The 17364-nt window shown below is 59.6% G+C and carries 13 protein-coding genes and 1 pseudogene; 5 read left to right on the forward strand and 9 right to left on the reverse strand.

Features of this window, described 5'->3' with window-relative positions:
- Positions 1–44 precede the first annotated feature (44 nt).
- Positions 45–1535 (reverse strand): L-piperidine-6-carboxylate dehydrogenase, encoded by a 1491-nt coding sequence (amaB, locus tag KDX37_RS21160; RefSeq protein ID WP_231654976.1) that lies wholly within the window; start codon positions 1533–1535, stop codon positions 45–47.
- 317 nt (positions 1536–1852) lie between these two features.
- On the opposite strand from amaB, the pseudogene KDX37_RS21165 reads away from it, so the two are divergent.
- The 3 genes and pseudogenes from KDX37_RS21165 (at position 1853) to KDX37_RS21175 (ending at position 6285) form a co-directional block, all read left to right on the forward strand.
- Positions 1853–3099, forward strand: a pseudogene (locus KDX37_RS21165) (2-aminoadipate transaminase).
- Between the two features lie 49 nt (positions 3100–3148).
- Positions 3149–4552 (forward strand): 2-oxoadipate dioxygenase/decarboxylase HglS, encoded by a 1404-nt coding sequence (hglS, locus tag KDX37_RS21170; RefSeq protein ID WP_231654977.1) that lies wholly within the window; start codon positions 3149–3151, stop codon positions 4550–4552.
- A gap of 404 nt (positions 4553–4956) precedes the next feature.
- Positions 4957–6285: a DUF3100 domain-containing protein gene (locus KDX37_RS21175; protein WP_231654978.1), complete on the forward strand. Its 1329-nt coding sequence runs from the start codon at positions 4957–4959 to the stop codon at positions 6283–6285.
- Between the two features lie 492 nt (positions 6286–6777).
- Here KDX37_RS21175 and KDX37_RS21180 read toward each other — a convergent pair whose 3' ends face one another.
- A complete protein-coding gene (locus KDX37_RS21180) occupies positions 6778–7683 on the reverse strand; it encodes a LysR substrate-binding domain-containing protein (RefSeq protein ID WP_231654979.1) in 906 nt (301 codons plus the stop codon).
- 127 nt (positions 7684–7810) lie between these two features.
- Between KDX37_RS21180 and KDX37_RS21185 the strand changes: the two genes are divergently transcribed.
- Entirely contained in the window at positions 7811–9187 is a 1377-nt protein-coding gene (locus KDX37_RS21185) for an L-serine ammonia-lyase (RefSeq protein WP_231654980.1), read from the forward strand.
- Between the two features lie 46 nt (positions 9188–9233).
- Here KDX37_RS21185 and KDX37_RS21190 read toward each other — a convergent pair whose 3' ends face one another.
- Positions 9234–9866, reverse strand: a complete 633-nt coding sequence (locus tag KDX37_RS21190; RefSeq protein WP_231654981.1) for a LysE family translocator — start codon at positions 9864–9866, stop codon at positions 9234–9236.
- 5 nt (positions 9867–9871) lie between these two features.
- Positions 9872–10654 carry a YqcI/YcgG family protein gene (locus KDX37_RS21195; RefSeq protein WP_231654982.1) on the reverse strand — a complete coding sequence of 261 codons (783 nt, stop codon included), beginning with the start codon at positions 10652–10654 and terminating at the stop codon, positions 9872–9874.
- 151 nt (positions 10655–10805) lie between these two features.
- Between KDX37_RS21195 and KDX37_RS21200 the strand changes: the two genes are divergently transcribed.
- A complete protein-coding gene (locus KDX37_RS21200) occupies positions 10806–11732 on the forward strand; it encodes a LysR family transcriptional regulator (RefSeq protein ID WP_231654983.1) in 927 nt (308 codons plus the stop codon).
- A gap of 352 nt (positions 11733–12084) precedes the next feature.
- Here the strand turns inward: KDX37_RS21200 and KDX37_RS21205 are convergent, their stop codons facing one another.
- The 5 genes from KDX37_RS21205 to epsC are packed head-to-tail and all read right to left on the reverse strand — an operon-like array spanning position 12085 to position 17345.
- Positions 12085–13242 carry a M20 aminoacylase family protein gene (locus KDX37_RS21205; protein ID WP_231654984.1) on the reverse strand — a complete coding sequence of 386 codons (1158 nt, stop codon included), beginning with the start codon at positions 13240–13242 and terminating at the stop codon, positions 12085–12087.
- A gap of 5 nt (positions 13243–13247) precedes the next feature.
- Positions 13248–14765, reverse strand: coding sequence for an aldehyde dehydrogenase family protein (locus KDX37_RS21210; protein WP_231654985.1), 1518 nt, complete (start codon positions 14763–14765; stop codon positions 13248–13250).
- Entirely contained in the window at positions 14765–15658 is an 894-nt protein-coding gene (locus KDX37_RS21215) for an NAD(P)-dependent oxidoreductase (RefSeq protein WP_231654986.1), read from the reverse strand. The genes KDX37_RS21210 and KDX37_RS21215 overlap by 1 nt, the downstream gene beginning before the upstream one ends.
- Positions 15659–15672: 14 nt before the next feature.
- Positions 15673–16563: a VOC family protein gene (locus KDX37_RS21220; protein WP_231654987.1), complete on the reverse strand. Its 891-nt coding sequence runs from the start codon at positions 16561–16563 to the stop codon at positions 15673–15675.
- Between the two features lie 17 nt (positions 16564–16580).
- Complete coding sequence (epsC, locus tag KDX37_RS21225; protein WP_231654988.1) at positions 16581–17345, reverse strand: serine O-acetyltransferase EpsC; 765 nt, start codon at positions 17343–17345, stop codon at positions 16581–16583.
- Between the last annotated feature and the right edge of the window lie 19 nt (positions 17346–17364).

Below are 17364 nucleotides of genomic sequence, written 5' to 3' on the forward strand. Positions count from 1 at the left end.
GATAACCCGATCAGGCCCGCAATGCAGGCCCGGTTCAATGCCTGTCAGTCAAAAACGATGCCTTGAGCCAGTGGCAGCTCACGGGAATAGTTGACGGTGTTGGTTTGCCGACGCATGTAGGCGCGCCATGAATCAGAGCCCGACTCGCGACCACCACCGGTTTCTTTCTCGCCGCCAAACGCGCCGCCGATTTCTGCGCCGCTGGTGCCGATATTGACGTTGGCGATGCCGCAGTCACTGCCTGCCGCACTCTGGAATGCCTCGGCTTCGCGCAGGTCGGTGGTAAAAATGCAGGACGACAGGCCTTGCGGCACTTCGTTGTTCAAGCGCAGCGCTTCTTCAAAATCGTCATAGGTCAGCACGTAAAGAATCGGGGCGAAGGTTTCATGACGAACCACGTCGCTCTGCCCTGGCATTTCAGCAATCGCCGGCGTGACGTAATAGCCATTCGGGTATTTGTCCTGCAACTGACGTTCGCCGCCAAACACCTGACCACCTTCGTCACGCGCCTTGGTCAGCGCGTTCTGCATCGCCGAGAACGCGTGCTGATCAATCAGCGGACCGATCAGGTTGCCTTCACGCGGGTCACCGACGCGCACCTTGGCGTACGCCGCCTTGACGCGTGACACCACTTCATCCTTGATCGAGCGGTGCACGATCAAGCGACGCAAGGTGGTGCAGCGCTGACCGGCAGTGCCAACTGCGCTGAACAGAATCCCGCGCACCGCGAGGTCCAGGTCAGCGCTGGGCGCCAGAATCATTGCGTTGTTGCCACCCAGTTCCAGGATGCTGCGACCGAAGCGAGCCGCCACACGCGGACCGACTTCGCGGCCCATGCGAGTACTGCCGGTGGCGCTGATCAGCGGCACTCGTGGATCGTCCACCAGCGCTTCGCCAGCATCACGGTCACCAATCACCAGTTGCGCGAGGCCTTCCGGCGCATCGCCAAAAATCTTCAGTGCCTTGTCGAACAGCGCCTGTGAGGCGAGCGCAGTCAGCGGTGTTTTTTCCGACGGTTTCCAGATCACCGGGTTACCGCACACCAGCGCCAGCGTGGTGTTCCACGCCCAGACTGCGACCGGGAAGTTGAACGCACTGATCACGCCGACCACACCCAGCGGGTGCCAGGTTTCACGCATGTGGTGACCGGGACGCTCGGACGCAATGGTCAGACCGTACAACTGACGCGACAGGCCAACAGCGAAGTCGCAGATGTCGATCATTTCCTGGACTTCACCCAGACCTTCCTGAGTGATCTTGCCCGCTTCGACCGACACTAGTTCGCCCAGTTGCGCCTTGTGCTCCCGCAGCACTTCACCAAAGATGCGCACCAGCTCGCCACGACGTGGGGCCGGTACGGTTCGCCATTTCAGAAACGCGCTGTGGGCCGTGTCGATACGCGCCTGAACCTGTGCCTTGCCTTCCAGCGTGACCGAGGCAATCTGGCTGCCATCGATGGGCGTGAAAACCGGATAGGACCCGTCGGTATAGGCACTTTTCGCCACGCCCAGGCTTGCTAACAACTCGGCAACCATGCTGATTCTCCTGTCAGGTTGAAATCATTGATAACGCTGATATTGATCCACTCGGAGCCTGCTCACAAACGACGTTTTTGAAAAACATGATTCCTTTTAGGAATGAACTTTCAGCCATTAAAGGCCTATAAAACCGCTCCAACCGGAATTATTGGAATGATCCGGTGATTTTATTTCGTTTGCGAGCCAGGTCTGTTGTTCGCTTAGATAGCGCAAAACGTCACCGCCGCAGGATCGATCATGCCGCTGCCTATCGCCTTCCTCTTCGCCACTGCCAACAGCTCGCCAAACCCCTTTGTCACCTCGGGGCAGTACCAATGAGCGAGCACATCAGCGAATCCATTTCGTTTGTCCACACCATGACCCTGTCCCACGGCCGCAACGCTGAGGTCTGGGATACCACCGGCAAGCGTTATATCGACTTTGTCGGCGGCATTGGCGTGCTCAATCTGGGGCACTGCAACCCGGCGGTAGTCAAGGCGATCCAGGATCAGGCGCAAAAACTGACGCATTACTGCTTCAACGCCACCCCGCATGACCCGTACATCCGGTTCATGAACCAGCTCGCACAGTTCGTGCCGGTGAGCTATCCATTGAGCGGCATGCTGACCAACAGCGGCGCCGAAGCGGCCGAGAACGCCTTGAAGATTGTGCGCGGCGCCACGGGCCGTAGTGCCGTGATTGCCTTCGACGGTGGCTTTCATGGGCGAACCCTGGCCACCCTCAACCTCAATGGCAAGGTCGCGCCCTACAAACAGAAGGTCGGCGTGCTGCCCGGTCCGGTGTTCCATATCCCGTTCCCCAGCAAGGATAACGGCGTCACGACCGAGCAGGCGCTCAAGGCCATGGATCGGCTGTTCAGTGTCGAGATCGACGTCAACGACGTGGCGTGCTTCATTTTTGAGCCGGTGCAGGGCGAAGGTGGTTTCCTGGCCAAGGAGCCGGACTTTGCCCAGCCTTGCGGGCATTTTGCGACGACAAAAGAATTATTCTGATCGCCGATGAAATCCAGTCCGGCTTCGGCCGTACCGGGCAGCGCTTTGCATTCAGTCGCCTGGGTATCGAGCCGGATCTGATCCTGCTCGGAAAAAGCATCGCAGGCGGTATCCCGCTGGGCGCGGTGGTGGGTCGCAAGCCACTGCTAGACAACCTGCCCAAAGGTGGGCTGGGCGGCACGTATTCCGGCAACCCGATCGGCTGTGCGGCTGGCCTGGCCTCGCTGGCACAGATGACCGACGCCAACCTGTCGTCCTGGGGTGAGCAGCAGGAAAACGCCATCGTGACGCGCTATAACGCTTGGCAGGCAAACCAGCTGTCGCCATACCTCGGCAGGCTGACCGGTGTCGGCTGCATGCGCGGCATCGAGCTGGTCAATCCGGACGGCACACCCGCGACACGACAACTTGCCGAGCTGCTCAGTACAGCCAGAGACGCGGGGCTACTCTTGATGCCCAGCGGTAAATCGCGACACATCATCCGTCTGCTGATCCCGCTGACCATAGAGCCTGAGATATTGAACGAAGGCCTGGATATATTCGAGCGTTGCCTGGCAGCACTGACCTGAAGGCGTGCTACACGCTGTTGATTGAATTGTGTATGGAGAAACCATCCTGATGAGCACTGCACCCTTTGCCAACCCTGACGACATCCGCGCCGACTTTTCCCGTGCCATGTCGCAGATGTACAAGGAAGAAGTACCGCTTTACGGCACGTTGATGGCGCTGGTTGCAGAGGTCAATGATCGGGTCATGAAGCAGGACGACCGCCTGCTGGGCAGCCTGCGTCAGACCGGTGAAATATCGCGTCTGGACATGGAGCGCCACGGTGCGATCCGGGTCGGCACCGCGCTGGAACTGGCCACTCTTGCGCGTCTGTTTGGCGTGATGGGCATGCAGCCGGTCGGCTATTACGACCTGAGTTCAGCAGGCGTGCCGGTGCACTCTACCGCCTTTCGCGCAGTGCATGAGCAGGCCTTGCAGGTCAGCCCGTTTCGCGTATTCACCTCCCTGCTGCGTCTGGAACTGATCGAGAGCGACAGCCTGCGTGAATTTGCCAGCTCGGTGCTGAGCAAGCGCACGATTTTCACGTCCAAGACCATCGAGCTGATCGAAAAGCACGAAGCAGACGGCGGCCTGAGCGCATCCGACGCAGCCATGTTTGTGCAGCAGGCGCTGGAAACCTTCCGCTGGCACAACACCGCCACCGTGACACTGGACGAATACAAGCAACTGAACGCTCAGCATCGTCTGATTGCCGACGTGGTGGCGTTTCGTGGTCCGCACATCAATCACTTGACGCCGCGCACACTGGACATCGATACCGTTCAAGCGGGCATGCCCGGCAAAGGCATCACCCCCAAGGCCGTGGTCGAAGGCCCGCCACGCCGCGAGTGTCCGATCCTGCTGCGCCAGACCAGTTTCAAGGCACTTGAGGAGCCGATCACGTTTGTGGGTCAGGGTCTCGAAGAGTCCGGCAGCCACTCGGCGCGCTTCGGTGAGATCGAACAGCGTGGCGCAGCCTTGACGCCCAAAGGCCGCGAACTGTATGACCACTTGCTGAGCGAAGCACGCGAGGCACTTGGCGAGTTCCCCAATGAAGCCAACGCGGTGCGCTACGCCGCGCTATTGGAAAAAGCTTTTCAGGCGTTCCCCGACAACTACAGCGACATGCGCCGCCAAGGCCTCGCCTACTTCCGCTATTTCCCGATAACAGCCGGCAGCGTCACCTCTCACAACAGCGCTGGTGCCACCGATCTGGAACAACTGATCGAGGCGGGTCAGGTGCAGTTCGAACCGCTGGTGTACGAAGACTTTCTGCCGGTCAGCGCCGCGGGCATCTTCCAGTCCAACCTGGGCGACAATGCACAAACGCATTACGCCACTCACTCGAATCAGCAGGACTTCGAACAGGCGCTGGGCCGCTCGACCCTGGATGAACTCAAGCTGTACGCCAACACCCAACAGCGTTCCCTGGACGACTGCGCCAAAGCGCTGGGCCTGGCTCAGCTCTCTCGCTGACAGCCGACAAACGCGCGCTCAGCAGACGATGAGCGCGCCGCTGGTGCACTGCGATTTCGCGGTAGACCTGCCCTTTTCTGTGTTCTGTTTAACGCAACGATAAATAAAATTCGCAATATTGGTGTGCAACCTGCCGCTATGCATACTGCGACAGAGCCTGAAGGCTTTGGGTGCCGTATTCAAAGGGTTTGCCCATCGATACGTCGCCTGTGCATTACGCAAAATGGCTCGAAGCAGCCTGGGTCCGGCTCACCCCGCACCTCATAAAAACAGTCGGCCCCATAAGGCCTCCATGGACCCATGGACTTTCAACGCTGCCCTGGCGCCTGACCGCGCCTACCTGAAAAACAAAATAACGATTGATAAGGTCTGAAAAAGGCCGTTCAGCAGGCAAGGGGATCATCATGCAAAACTCACACGCTGCAGTGGCGGGCGATAAACAGGGCGTTTCATCAACAGTGAAACTGTATCTCTGGGCCGCCATCATCCTCATTGTTGCCGAATCGATCGGCGCTATCAGTATCCCGCTGGGCCCCGGCAAGGTGGTACTGCTGCCAATGGTCTGGGCATTGCTGCTGGGTGCAATGATCGGCATTGCCAGCCGTCGAATGCCGGGTGCAATCGGCATCGACCACGGCACGCAACTGCGCTCGGCATCCATCCTGCAACCTGCCCTGCTGATCTTTATCGCCAAACTCGGGCTGGTGGTTGGCGGTTCGTTGCCGGTGGTGTTCGCCTCGGGATGGGCGCTGCTGTTTCAGGAGTTTGGCCACTTCGTCGGCACGGTGATTCTCGGTCTGCCCGTGGCCCTGATGCTGGGCATCAAGCGCGAAGCGATTGGCGCGACCTTTTCGGTAGGCCGCGAGCCTAGCCTTGCGATCATCGGTGAGCGCTATGGCATGGACTCTCCGGAAGGTCGTGGCGTACTGGCCGAATACCTGACCGGCACGCTGTTCGGCGCGTTGTTCATTGCCATCGTGGCCGGCTTTATCGCCAGCCTCGGGATCTTCCATCCCAACTCATTGGCCATGGGGTCGGGGATCGGCTCGGGCAGCATGATGGCCGCAGCCGCAGGCGCGATTGCCGCGCAACAAACGCCGGAAGTCGCCAAGGAAGTCATGACCCTGGCTGCCGCCTCCAACCTGATCACCACCACCATCGGCACCTACTTCACGCTGTTCATTTCCCTGCCCCTTGCAGTATGGGGTTATCGCGTACTGGAGCCGCTGATCGGCCGCACCACCAAGGCGTCCCTCAGCGACGAAGGGCTTCGCCATTCCGACGTGTCGCTGGACGTGCCGGAACTGGGCTGGTCGGGCAAGATCAGTGCGTGGCTGGCTGCCGGTGCGCTGGCGTTGATTGCCAACTATGTGGGTTATAAGACCCTGTCGGCTGATGCCTTTACAGGCATGGGCATCATGATTTTCTGTGCGTTTGTGGGCGAAGCACTATGCAGCCTGATTCGCCGCAAGGTGCCTGCCGTGTGCATGGTGTCGCTGGTGGCGATGTTTCTGACCTCCCCGGCCTGCCCATGGGCGGCGGAGATTGCGCGGTTGACCAGTTCGATCAATCTGTTGGCGGTCATCACGCCGATGCTGACGTTTGCCGGTCTGTCGATTGCCAAGGACTTGCCAGCCTTTCGCCGCCTGGGCTGGCGCATCGTGCTGGTGTCGTTTCTTGCCAACTTTGGTACGTTCATCGGTGCGGTGTTGATTGCCGAGATGTTTCATTGATTTGATGATGGAGCGATCAGCACTTTTGAACGTTCGGGAGCGCTTGGGCTGTGGATTCAGTGACCTGTGCATTCGACTCAGGTCACCTTTTCGCCCCTCGGCGACCCACTTTGATGGGGCCAAAGTGGGCAAAGCCCCAGGCTCCGGTTGGGTCCGCCTGCGGCGGATTCCTTCGTTCTGACACTGATCCGGCGGTCGCTGCAACGGGCCATCCATGGCCCGGTGCAGCTCAATCGGCATCCATGCCGATTGCCCCCCGGCTCAGCGCCAGAACTCAGCCTGCACCTTGCGTCGCACTCTGTGGTGTGGCGACTATCGCGATAAAAAAGCGTTGTTTGTTTTTGGGCGTGCTGTCGCCTGAATTGTTTATGATCCTGGTTCTTGAACTTGATATTGGGCTGATATCTTCAGTGACACTGTGTCGAGATGCTGCCTGTGTAATCCAAACCTGAACGGGGGAACACAGGCTGACTCATTTGCGCCTTCACTCACTCACGCTTCGTTGACCAGCCAGTCATGCACGGCGCGGCGTGCCGGGGTATTGAGGGCGCCCTCGCGGTAGGCAAGTACGTATTTCTTGCGGGCCTTGATCGGGTGGCCGAACGGGACGATCAGCAGGCCCTGCTCCAGCTCATCGGTAATAAGAGCCTTGCGCGCGATGGCCACGCCCATGCCCATGCGCGCAGCGTCGATGGTCAGGTGGTTGCGGTTGAAGGTGTGACCGCGGCGCACGTCGATGCCGTCCGCACCGATGGCCGTCAGGTAGAACTCCCATTCGGCGTATTCGTAACTGCCGCGCCAGGCCGTAATGTCGTGCAGCAATGGAAAGTGCACCAGTTGGCTGGGCGTATCCAGCGGTGGCCGGCCTTCCAGCAGGCCCGGCGAGCAGACCGGGAACAGCTCTTCTTCAAGCAGCGGCGTGGTCATGAGCCCCGGATAGCTGCCGTCGTTGAGATCAATCGCAAGGTCGAAATCGTCATCACGCAAGGAGCCGCTGCTGTCCTCGGCAATGATCCGCAGTTGAATGTCCGGAAAAGCCGCCTGCAGCCGTGGCAGGCGCGGCATCAGCCATTTGCTGAGAAACGACGGGATACAGCGCAGCTTGAATACCCCGCCGATGCGCCCGGAATACAGCAGACGAAGTTCGTCGCTGATGCGGCTTTGTACTTCGTTGGCCACTACCGCCAGACGCTGCCCTTCGGCGGTCAGCTCAAGCCCGCGGCCAACCCGATGGAACAGCGCAAAACCAAGACGCTCTTCGAGCTGACGCATCTGCTGACTGATCGCACCGGGCGTTACGTGCAGTTCCTCGGCGCAGCGCGTAAAGGAAAGGTGTCGGGCCGCACAGGCGAAGACCTGTAACCAGGCGTGCATCTGTGCGTTGAAGATTCTACTCATTGAGGAGTTCCGCTAAAGCGTTGCATAGGAACAATCGTTTGTCGTTTCAACAGGGGAAGCCAAAGATGAAGACCAGAAAAAGGAGTCTTGAACTCCTGTGCATCATCTCACTTGAAGGACCTCCGTGATGGCCATCAGCGTCTTCGACATGTTCAAAATCGGCATCGGGCCGTCCAGTTCTCACACGGTAGGGCCAATGCGGGCCGGGGCGCTGTTCGTGACCGAGCTACGCAATCAGGATCGCCTGCATAGCGTAGAACGGATAGAAGTTCGATTGTACGGTTCTCTGTCGGCGACGGGCATTGGTCATGGCAGCGACCGTGCCACCGTCATGGGCCTGATGGGCGAGTGGCCTGATCAGATCGACCCCAGCCAGGTCAATCAGCGCATTGACGCACTGCTGGCCGACGGCAATCTGCTGCTGGCGGGCGAGCAGTCGATCAACTTCGTCTGGGATCGCGACATGTGCCTGCTCAACGAAAGCCTGCCGTATCACCCCAACGGCATGACACTGTGTGCCTATGGCAAGACTGGCGAACTGTTTGAACAGACCTACTATTCAGTGGGCGGCGGTTTCGTGATTGACGCCGAACAGGCAGCCAGCGGTGTGCTGGACAGCGATACCACCGTGCTGCCTTATGATTTCTTCAGCGGCGCGCAGTTGTTGAAACTGTGCAAGACCCACGGTATGAGCATTTCCGAACTGATGATGGCCAACGAAAAGGTCTGGCGCAGCGAAGAAGAGATACGCTCTAAAATCATGGTTATCTGGGCCGCCATGCAGGCCTGCGTCGACAAGGGGCTGACCGAAACCGGCATTCTGCCCGGCGGCTTGAATGTACGCCGTCGTGCGTACCGTCTGCACCAGAGCCTGCAGAACCTGGACAACCCGAACGTGATCGGCTCGACCCTCAGCGCAATGGAGTGGGTCAACCTGTTCGCACTCGCCGTGAACGAAGAAAACGCCGCAGGCGGGCGCATGGTAACCGCCCCCACCAATGGCGCGGCGGGCATCGTGCCAGCGGTGCTGCATTACTTCATGAAATTCAAACCCACTGCCAACGAAGACGACGTGGTGCGCTTCTTTTTGAGCGCGGCGGCCGTGGGCATTCTGTGTAAAAAGAATGCATCGATTTCAGGTGCCGAAGTCGGTTGCCAGGGCGAAGTGGGTTCTGCCTGCGCGATGGCCGCCGCCGGGCTTGCAGAGATTCTGGGCGCGACGCCGGAGCAGGTCGAGAACGCAGCAGAAATCGGCCTCGAACATAACCTCGGCCTGACCTGTGATCCGGTGGGCGGGCTGGTTCAGATCCCATGCATCGAGCGCAACGCGATTGCCGCCGTGAAGGCGATCAACGCAGCGCAGATGGCGTTGCGCGGTGACGGCGAGCATCACATCTCGCTGGACCACGCCATCCGCACCATGCGCGACACAGGCGCAGATATGCACGACAAGTACAAGGAAACCTCGCGCGGTGGTCTGGCGGTCAACCTGATCGAGTGCTGACCTTTGCGGTTACAAGGGCGGCGGGAGATCGCCGCCCGGACATGACTCAGCCATGGAACAACGCTGAACCCGAATAAAAAATCCCGCCCAGCGCGACCAGCAGCAAGGTCAGGCTCGAAGCAATCTCGATCTTGCGCTTGTATTTCATCGCCAGCTTCCGTCGCATCAGGAAGATGTACGCGAACAGAATCGACAGATCGATGATGATCCAAAGTACCGACAACAGGGCAATACTGCCTTTGAACGACTCGGTTACATGGATGAACTGCGGAAAGAAAGACACGAAAAAGATGATGTCTTTCGGGTTGGAAATACCGATCAGAAAACCTGTTACAAGCCCACTGTGCTTTGTGACCACAGGTGCGGACGGACCATTGAAGACAGGCGCATTTCGAAAGGAGTGCTTCAGGGCATCAGCCGCCAACCAGACGATGAAAAAGCAGCCGACCAGACTGATCCAGTTGAGCATGCGCTCGCTGATCGACAACGTCCCGGTCAGAATCAATGCGGCGACCATCACCAGCACCAGCGATGCCCAGTTGGTGCCCAGCGCCGTCAGCATCGCGCGCCGCGGACCGGACACCAGGCTGGTGTTGATGATCAACGCGACGACGGGGCCTGGCGTGATGATCAGCATGAACACGCTGAACATGTAGATCAGCAGCAATGAAATATCCATAACACTCAACGCTCTCTCAGGGCTTGGGTCTTGTCGACCTTGATATGCAGCGGGCAGCGGTCCAATGCCAGACCACCCGATTCATGCAGCTGATATTGCTTCCACTCAAGGCTGTTGCGGTCGCCGAAAAAACCCAGGGTTTCAGGCACGACACCATCGTTATATTCGGCGATTCGCTGACGAATCTTCTGTCTGATCCTGCGACCGCTCTCATCCTCAGCGCTGGCTACTTCATCGAAGTTTTCCCGCGGATTGACGACAAATACGATGTGTTCGCCCAGTGAACGGCTCTTCATGGCGGTGTGGCCGGGGAAACTCATGTTGATAAAGAATGAAACCCCGTCGAAGTGGTAGGTCCACTCAGGCGTTTCGGGGTTTTTGCTGGCATTCGCAGGCCACGGGGCTGGGTCGTCGTCATGCAGTTGCTGAAGCAATGACCAGGCATACGCCTGTTCGTGAGCCAGACTCGAGAAATCGTTTTTTTCGAAAAGGATAATCAGCGGACTGAACAGCCGCTTTTGCAGTGCCGTACTGTGAATGAACTTCACATACGCCTGCATGCCATCGCGAAGCTGCGCACGTTCCTCATCACGGGATATGAACAACAGCAGGCAACTGCCGGACTTGTTGGCTCTGCGCCCGAACAGACACGGAAAACCCTTGTCACTGAGAATGTTCTCAAACTGCTGATAGGCATGTGCCATCCATTGAGCCACAGGTGCAGCTTCAATGCCCAGCACGCGCCTGAGTTCCGTTTGACACACCAGCGTTCCAGACGTAGGCAGCATAATCCCTCTCGCACAAAGCCGATAAACACTGCCTGGGTGCTTTTGTTCTTTCCTGACAGTGATGAGCCGACAAGCTTGAAGGGACGCGGGCGAGTTTAAAAAGGGAAAAAGAGGTACCCTACCATGACAAATAATCATGATGAATGTTGGCATGACTGAACGTATCCCCCCGCTTTACGCGCTCAGGGCCTTCGAGGTGGCGGCTCGATCATGTTCGTTCACCAAGGCTGCGCAAGAGTTGTCGCTGACCCAGAGTGCAATCAGCCGGCACATTCGGACGCTTGAAGAATCGCTGGGGTGCAGGCTTTTCGAACGCAACGGCCCGAAGATTTCGCTCAGTGACGAAGGGAGGCACCTGTCCAGTCAGCTCAAGATCGGCTTTCGGATCATCGAGGACGCTTGCCAGCCGTTTCGCGGCAAGGGCACCCATCTCAGGCTCAAGGCCCCCTCCACACTGACCATGAGGTGGTTGCTGCACGCGCTCGAAGGGTTCAATAAGCCCGGTACTGCCCTGCCCGTGCAGCTTTCCAGCGTTTGGATGGACTTCGACAGCGTCGACTTTTATGCCGAACCCTATGACTGCGCAATTCTGCTGGGCAATGGCAACTTCGGTGACAACGTCGATGCCTGCAAACTCTTCGATGAATGGCTGATCCCGATCTGCTCGGCCCAAACGCTGGGCGATCAGCCCTGGGGGCCTGAGAACCTGAAATCTGCTGACCTTATTCACCCCTCGACAGACCGCCGGGACTGGCGCCGCTGGCTCAAGCGAATGGGGTTGAACGATCAGGTCAATCTGGACACTGGCAAGGTCTTCGACACGCTCGATCAGGGTATTACTGCTGCGGTCAGGGGCCACGGCGTGTCCATCGGGGACCTGTATCTGGTCGCCAGTGATCTTTACGAAGGACAGGTGTACTTGCCGTTCAATTGCGCGGTCGGAACGGGTGATGCGTACTATCTGGTCTGGCTGCAGGACAGCTTCAAGCGTCAACGCGTGATGGAGCTGCGCGACCATTTGCTGACCTGCCTGCCCGACATTTCCAGAATCCACGCCTATCTGCTGACAGCCACCTGAGGTGAATTTCGCCAAATCTTGCTCGAGGCCGTACGATAGCCCACCGGGTCGCGTTCCGTTTGCTGACGAAGAGGCATGTGACCTGAAAATGTCGGCGCAATAGCGGCTGAGCTCAGCGATCAGAATCGAAAAAGCCCAGCCATGGCATAGCCAAAAACAAACCGCGCCTTTCTACCCCGATAGCCGCCACACCGTCGAACGCGACGCAAGGTTCAGGCTGAGCTCTGGCGCTGATCCGGGGGGCAGTCGGCATGGATGCCGATTGAGCTGCCCGAGATATATTCCCTGAGAGCCAGCCTTCGCGAGCAAGCTCCCCCAAGGGTGCAACCACATCACCCGAACACGCATAGATTCAGCCCACAGGCAGACACTGCTCCACCAGTGCAGTCCAGACTTTCACGCCGGGCTCGATGACCTGGTCGTTGAAGTCGTAGTACGGGTTGTGCAGGGCCGCCGAGGGTTTTTCTCCGTCAACGCCCATCCAGATGTACGCGCCTGGCAAAGCGTGCAGCATGAAGGCAAAGTCCTCGGAGGCCATCGATGGGTTGCAGCCCCACTGCACGTTGGCCTCGCCCACTGCCGTGACGGCGGCACGGCGTATGGTTGCGGCCGCTTCGACGTTGTTTTCGGTGACCGGATAACCGACGTTGTAGACCAGCTCCCCGCGCACTCCGAAGGCGGTCGGCAGACGCTCGACGAATTCGCCGATCAACTGCTGGACCTTCTCGCGCACCGGCGTTTGCAGGCAGCGTACGGTGCCACGCAGTACCGCTGTTTCCGGGATGACATTGATGGCTTCACCAGCGTTGAACTGGGTGATGCTGACTACCGCTGAATCCAGCGGCGAAAGACGCCTGGAGACGATGGTTTGCAGGCCCAGCACCAGTTCGGCAGCGGCGACAATCGGGTCATTGCCCTTGTCCGGCATCGCGGCGTGGCTGCCTTTGCCGGTCAGGGTTATTTCAAAAGTATCCAGAGACGCCATCATGGCACCGGGGTTGATCACCACTTTGCCCGCTGGCACGCCCGGCCAGTTGTGCAGCCCGTAGATCGCATCCATCGGAAAACGCTCGAACAAGCCATCTTCGATCATGCGTTGCGCCCCCCCGAGGTTCTCCTCGGCAGGCTGGAAGACGAAATGCACCGTGCCTTGAAACCGGCGGGTTTCGGCGAGGTGACGAGCGGTGGCGAGCAGAATCGCCGTATGCCCGTCATGTCCACAGGCGTGCATGCAGCCTTTGTGAGCCGACTTGTGCACGCTGTCGCCCAGTTCCTGAATCGGCAACGCGTCCATGTCGGCGCGGATGCCGATAGTTGGTCCGTCGCCCGTGCGCAAGGTGCCAACCACGCCGGTGCCACCGAGCCCACGATGGACTTCGATACCGAAGCCCGCCAGCAGCCCGGCGACTTTGTCCGAGGTCTGCAACTCTTGAAACCCAAGCTCAGGCGCCGCGTGAATCGTCCGGCGCCAGACCGTGGCTTCGTCAATCAATGCTTTGGAAATGGTCATGTCATTTACTCCAGGCTCGCGCCGTAGCCAAAACTGGCGGCAGGCTTGGCCGCCGTTTCGACCCACACGCTTTTCACTTCGCTGTACTCACGCAAGGCATCCAGGCCCGAGGAGCGGCCATAGCCACTTTCACCGTAGCCGCCGAACGGCGAGCTGACGTGAATGGTTTTGTAACCATTGACCCAGAACGTCCCGGCGCGCACTTGCTTCGCCACCCGGTGTGCGCGACCCACGTCGCGGGTCCAGACACCACCGGCCAGGCCGAAACGGCTGTCATTGGCGATGCGGATTGCGTCCTCCTCGTCCTTGAACGGGATCGCCACGACCACTGGACCGAAGATTTCTTCCTGCGCGCAATACAGCTCGTTGCTGCCCGCCAGTACGGTCGGATTGATGTAATAGCCCGGCTTGTCGGGGATCGGATCAGCCTGTTGCCCGACCAGCTTCGCACCCTCTTTCAACGCACCTTCGACCATGGTTTTGACATGGTTGTACTGCTTGGCGTTGTTGATCGGGCCGATCTGGGTTTCCGGATCGCTCGGGTCGCCGACCTTGAACTGAGTGGCGGCCACTGCCAAAGCGTTGGTGAATTTCTCGAAGATCGATTCCTGTACCAACAGGCGCGAACCGGACACGCAGCTCTGCCCGGCCCCGGAGAAGATTGCTGCCTGAGCGCCGCGCAAAGCGACCTCAAGGTCTGCGTCCTCAAACACGATATTGGCTGACTTGCCGCCCAGCTCCAATACCGCAGGGATACAGCGTTGCGCCGCTGCCACGGCGATGTGGCGGCCGGTTGCAGGCGAGCCGACAAACACCACCTTGCGGATATCGGCCTTGGCGATGAAGGACTGGCCGATGGAATGACCGAACCCGGCAATGACGTTGACCAGCCCTTTGGGTACGCCCGCACGCTCGATCAGTACACCGACGATCAGCGAGCTCAGCGGCGTCAGCTCGGACGGCTTGAGGATGACCGCGTTACCCGCAGCAATCGCCGGGGCGATCTGCCAACCGCAGGTAAAGATCGGCGCGTTCCACGGAGTAATCTGCAGCACCGTACCCAGTGGCTCGTAAGTGACGTAGTTCAGGTGCGTGGTCGGCACCGGAATGACCTCGCCGTGCAGCTTGTCGGCCCACCCGGCGTAGTACTCGAACATTTCGGCGACCTTGAGCACTTCCACACGGGCGTCACGGATCGGCTTGTTGGCCGTCAGGGATTCGACCTGCGCCAGATTTTCCAGCTCATCGCGAATCAGACTGCCGACCTGATACATCGCCCGACCACGCGCCTGGGCGGTCAGTGCCCACCATTGCTGCTGAGCCGCTTTGGCGGCCTTGTCAGCCACTTGGACCAGTGATTCGTCGGCGTCTGGAAAGCTCAGCAACAGACTGTCGTCATGCGCGTTGCGTACTTCGACCGGCGCGCCGTGGCCTTCGATGAACTCACCGCCCACGTAGCTGGCGACGACGCTGCGATCGCCCCAGTAAGGACGCATCAATTCGAGGATTTTTGCAGTGTTCATCACTTGTCTCCGTGACCGTAGAGGTGGGCATCGGTGCGTTGCACGATGGCGCAGAAGTCTTCTTTGTCTGCCAGGGTTTCGCTGCTGGCTTTCCACAGTTGCGCGACGACACGCGACAGCGGCAGGTCCATGTCCAGGCTATCCGCCAGATCGCTGGCCAGGCCCACGTCCTTGCGCATCAGGCCCATGGTGAACCCTGAGTCGTAGGCCTTGTTGAGCACCCAGTTGGGGAACATCACCTGTGTAGCGCCGCTGCGGCCGGAGCCGGCATTCAGGCCCTGCAAAAGCTTTTCGGGATCGACACCTGCCTTCGCCGCCATCGCGACCGCCTCGGCAGTGCTGATCAAGTGACACGCCGTCAGCATGTTGTTGGCGATCTTGGCCACGTTGCCTGCACCGCACTGGCCCACGTGAACCCGGACGCCACTCATGCCTTCAAGTACGGGCATGGCGCGGGCCAGATCGGCATCCTCGGCGCCGATGACCATCGACATGGTGCCGGTCGCAGCACCTTTAGGGCCGCCGGACACAGGCGCGTCAATGAATGCGATGCCGGACTTGGCCAGCTCGGCGGCGACCTTGCGGCTCATTTCCGGGGTCGAGGTGGTCGTATCGACCACGATCAGCCCTGCACGGCCCAGTTCACGAATGCCGTCAGCGCCGAGGCAGACCGACTCGACATGCTCGGCCTTGGGCAGCGACAGGATCAGAACGTCGACGCTCTGGATCAGCGCTTTGCGGTCAGCCACAGGCTTCACGCCTTTGCTTTCAGCCTGGCTCAATGCAGCCTGCGAGAGGTCAAAGCCGCTGACGTCAAAACCTTTGCTCGCCAGCGTCGCCGCCATACCGCCGCCCATGTTGCCCAGCCCGATTACACCTGTCTTCAAAGTCATGTTCTGCTTCTCGATTAGAGGTTTTGTACGAATTCAAGGATGACGTTGCCAGCCGCTTCGGGCTGGACCATGACGCGGCCCGGCACTTGCTGATGCGCGACCTGATTGTCTTCAAGGATTGTGCGCAGTGTGTCCAGGCTCGCCGTGTGCAGGCCGATGGCGATGGCATGCGCCCGTTCACGGTTCACGCGTGGCAACGGCATGCCGGGGTAATGCAGCGCGGCCGCAGCAGCATCCATGGCGCGCAGCACGCCACAACGGGTATCGGCCAACAGCACGTTGTCGCGCCAGGTCACCGCGTCGCCATACAACGCTCGCCAACGAGGCTCAAGCTGCGCAGGATCTGCCAGATAGGTGATGCTGAAAATGCCATCGACGGCGTTGGGATGCTGCTGCCAGCCGGGCACCCAAATCAATTCGGGGCGGTGTTGGTGACAGATAAAGTTGGAGGCGTCGGGCAGTTCTGGATCAATGAACAACCCCAGCGATACCACGGCCTCATCAGGGCGACCGTCAGGCAGGGTCATGGCGCGTCGGAAATCGATACGGCCCTGGCTGCTCAGACCGGCGTCAACAAGCCGCGCATAATCAGCGTCGGCGTCCTTGCTGTGCAGCGCCACCAGCGAAACGCCTTCTTCGCCCCGGTCGAGAAACTCGCCCAACTGGCGCCCGAAGCAGAAACCGTTGACCGACCCCGTACCGAACCGGGAGCGATCGTGAATACCGATCAACTCGATGAAGTTGCTTTTGAACATCATCAGCGACGTCACACTGCCCCAGGGGTGATAGCTGACCGGCGACGGCGCGAAGCCCATCCTGCGATACAGCTCAAGTGCAGCGGCATGGTCACGAACGGTGACCAATGGATGGTCGATACCTTGTGGAAACTGGGCAACAGCTGTCATGTGCGGGCTTCCCTGAGTCAGTTTTGTGATTTGCTGGTGAAGGTGGCAAGCGACGCCGGTGCGCTGCCAATCACTCTCGCAGGTGAACCGGCTACAACAGTGCCCGCCTCGACCGGCTTGAGCACCACCGCCCCGGCCGCCACGATGGCGCGCTCGCCCACCTCGATGTTGCCCAGCACTGTGGCGCCTGCGCAGACCAGTGCGCCCCGGCGGATTTTCGGATGACGATCACCGGCTTCACTGAGCGTGCTGCCCAGCGTCACGCCGTGCCAGAGACTGACCTCGTCTTCGACCACAGCGGTTTCACCGATCACCAGGCCGATGCCGTGGTCGACGAACAACGCTTTGCCAAGCCGGGCCGCCGGGTGAATATCAATGGCCCAGGTATTCGCTGACCAGTTCTGCAACAGAACGGCACTCTGCACGTCACCGTCGTTCCACAACGCATGAGCGATACGGTAGGCCTGCACGGCCTGAATGCCGCGAAAGGTCAGAAAAGCCGTCAGGTGATCGGGACACGCCGGGTTGACGACAACCAGATGGTTGATATCTGCCGCTGCCGATTCGGCAATCAGCGGGTGCGCTTGAAGGATGCCGTTGAACCAGTCCTGCAGGTCCACTCCGCAGGCTTTTTCCAGCAGCTGATGAGCCAGGTTGGAGGCCAGCGCGGATTCAAAGGTTGAGTGACCATCGATGCGCAGCTGCGTGTAGAGGCGCAGCGCCGGGTTTCGCTCTCCAAGCTGCTGGGCCTGTTGCCGTAAACGCTGCCAAAGATCCTTCATACGCTGTCCTCTGTGCTGA

The organism is Pseudomonas californiensis (assembly GCF_021147775.1).
Lineage (GTDB): Bacteria > Pseudomonadota > Gammaproteobacteria > Pseudomonadales > Pseudomonadaceae > Aquipseudomonas > Aquipseudomonas californiensis.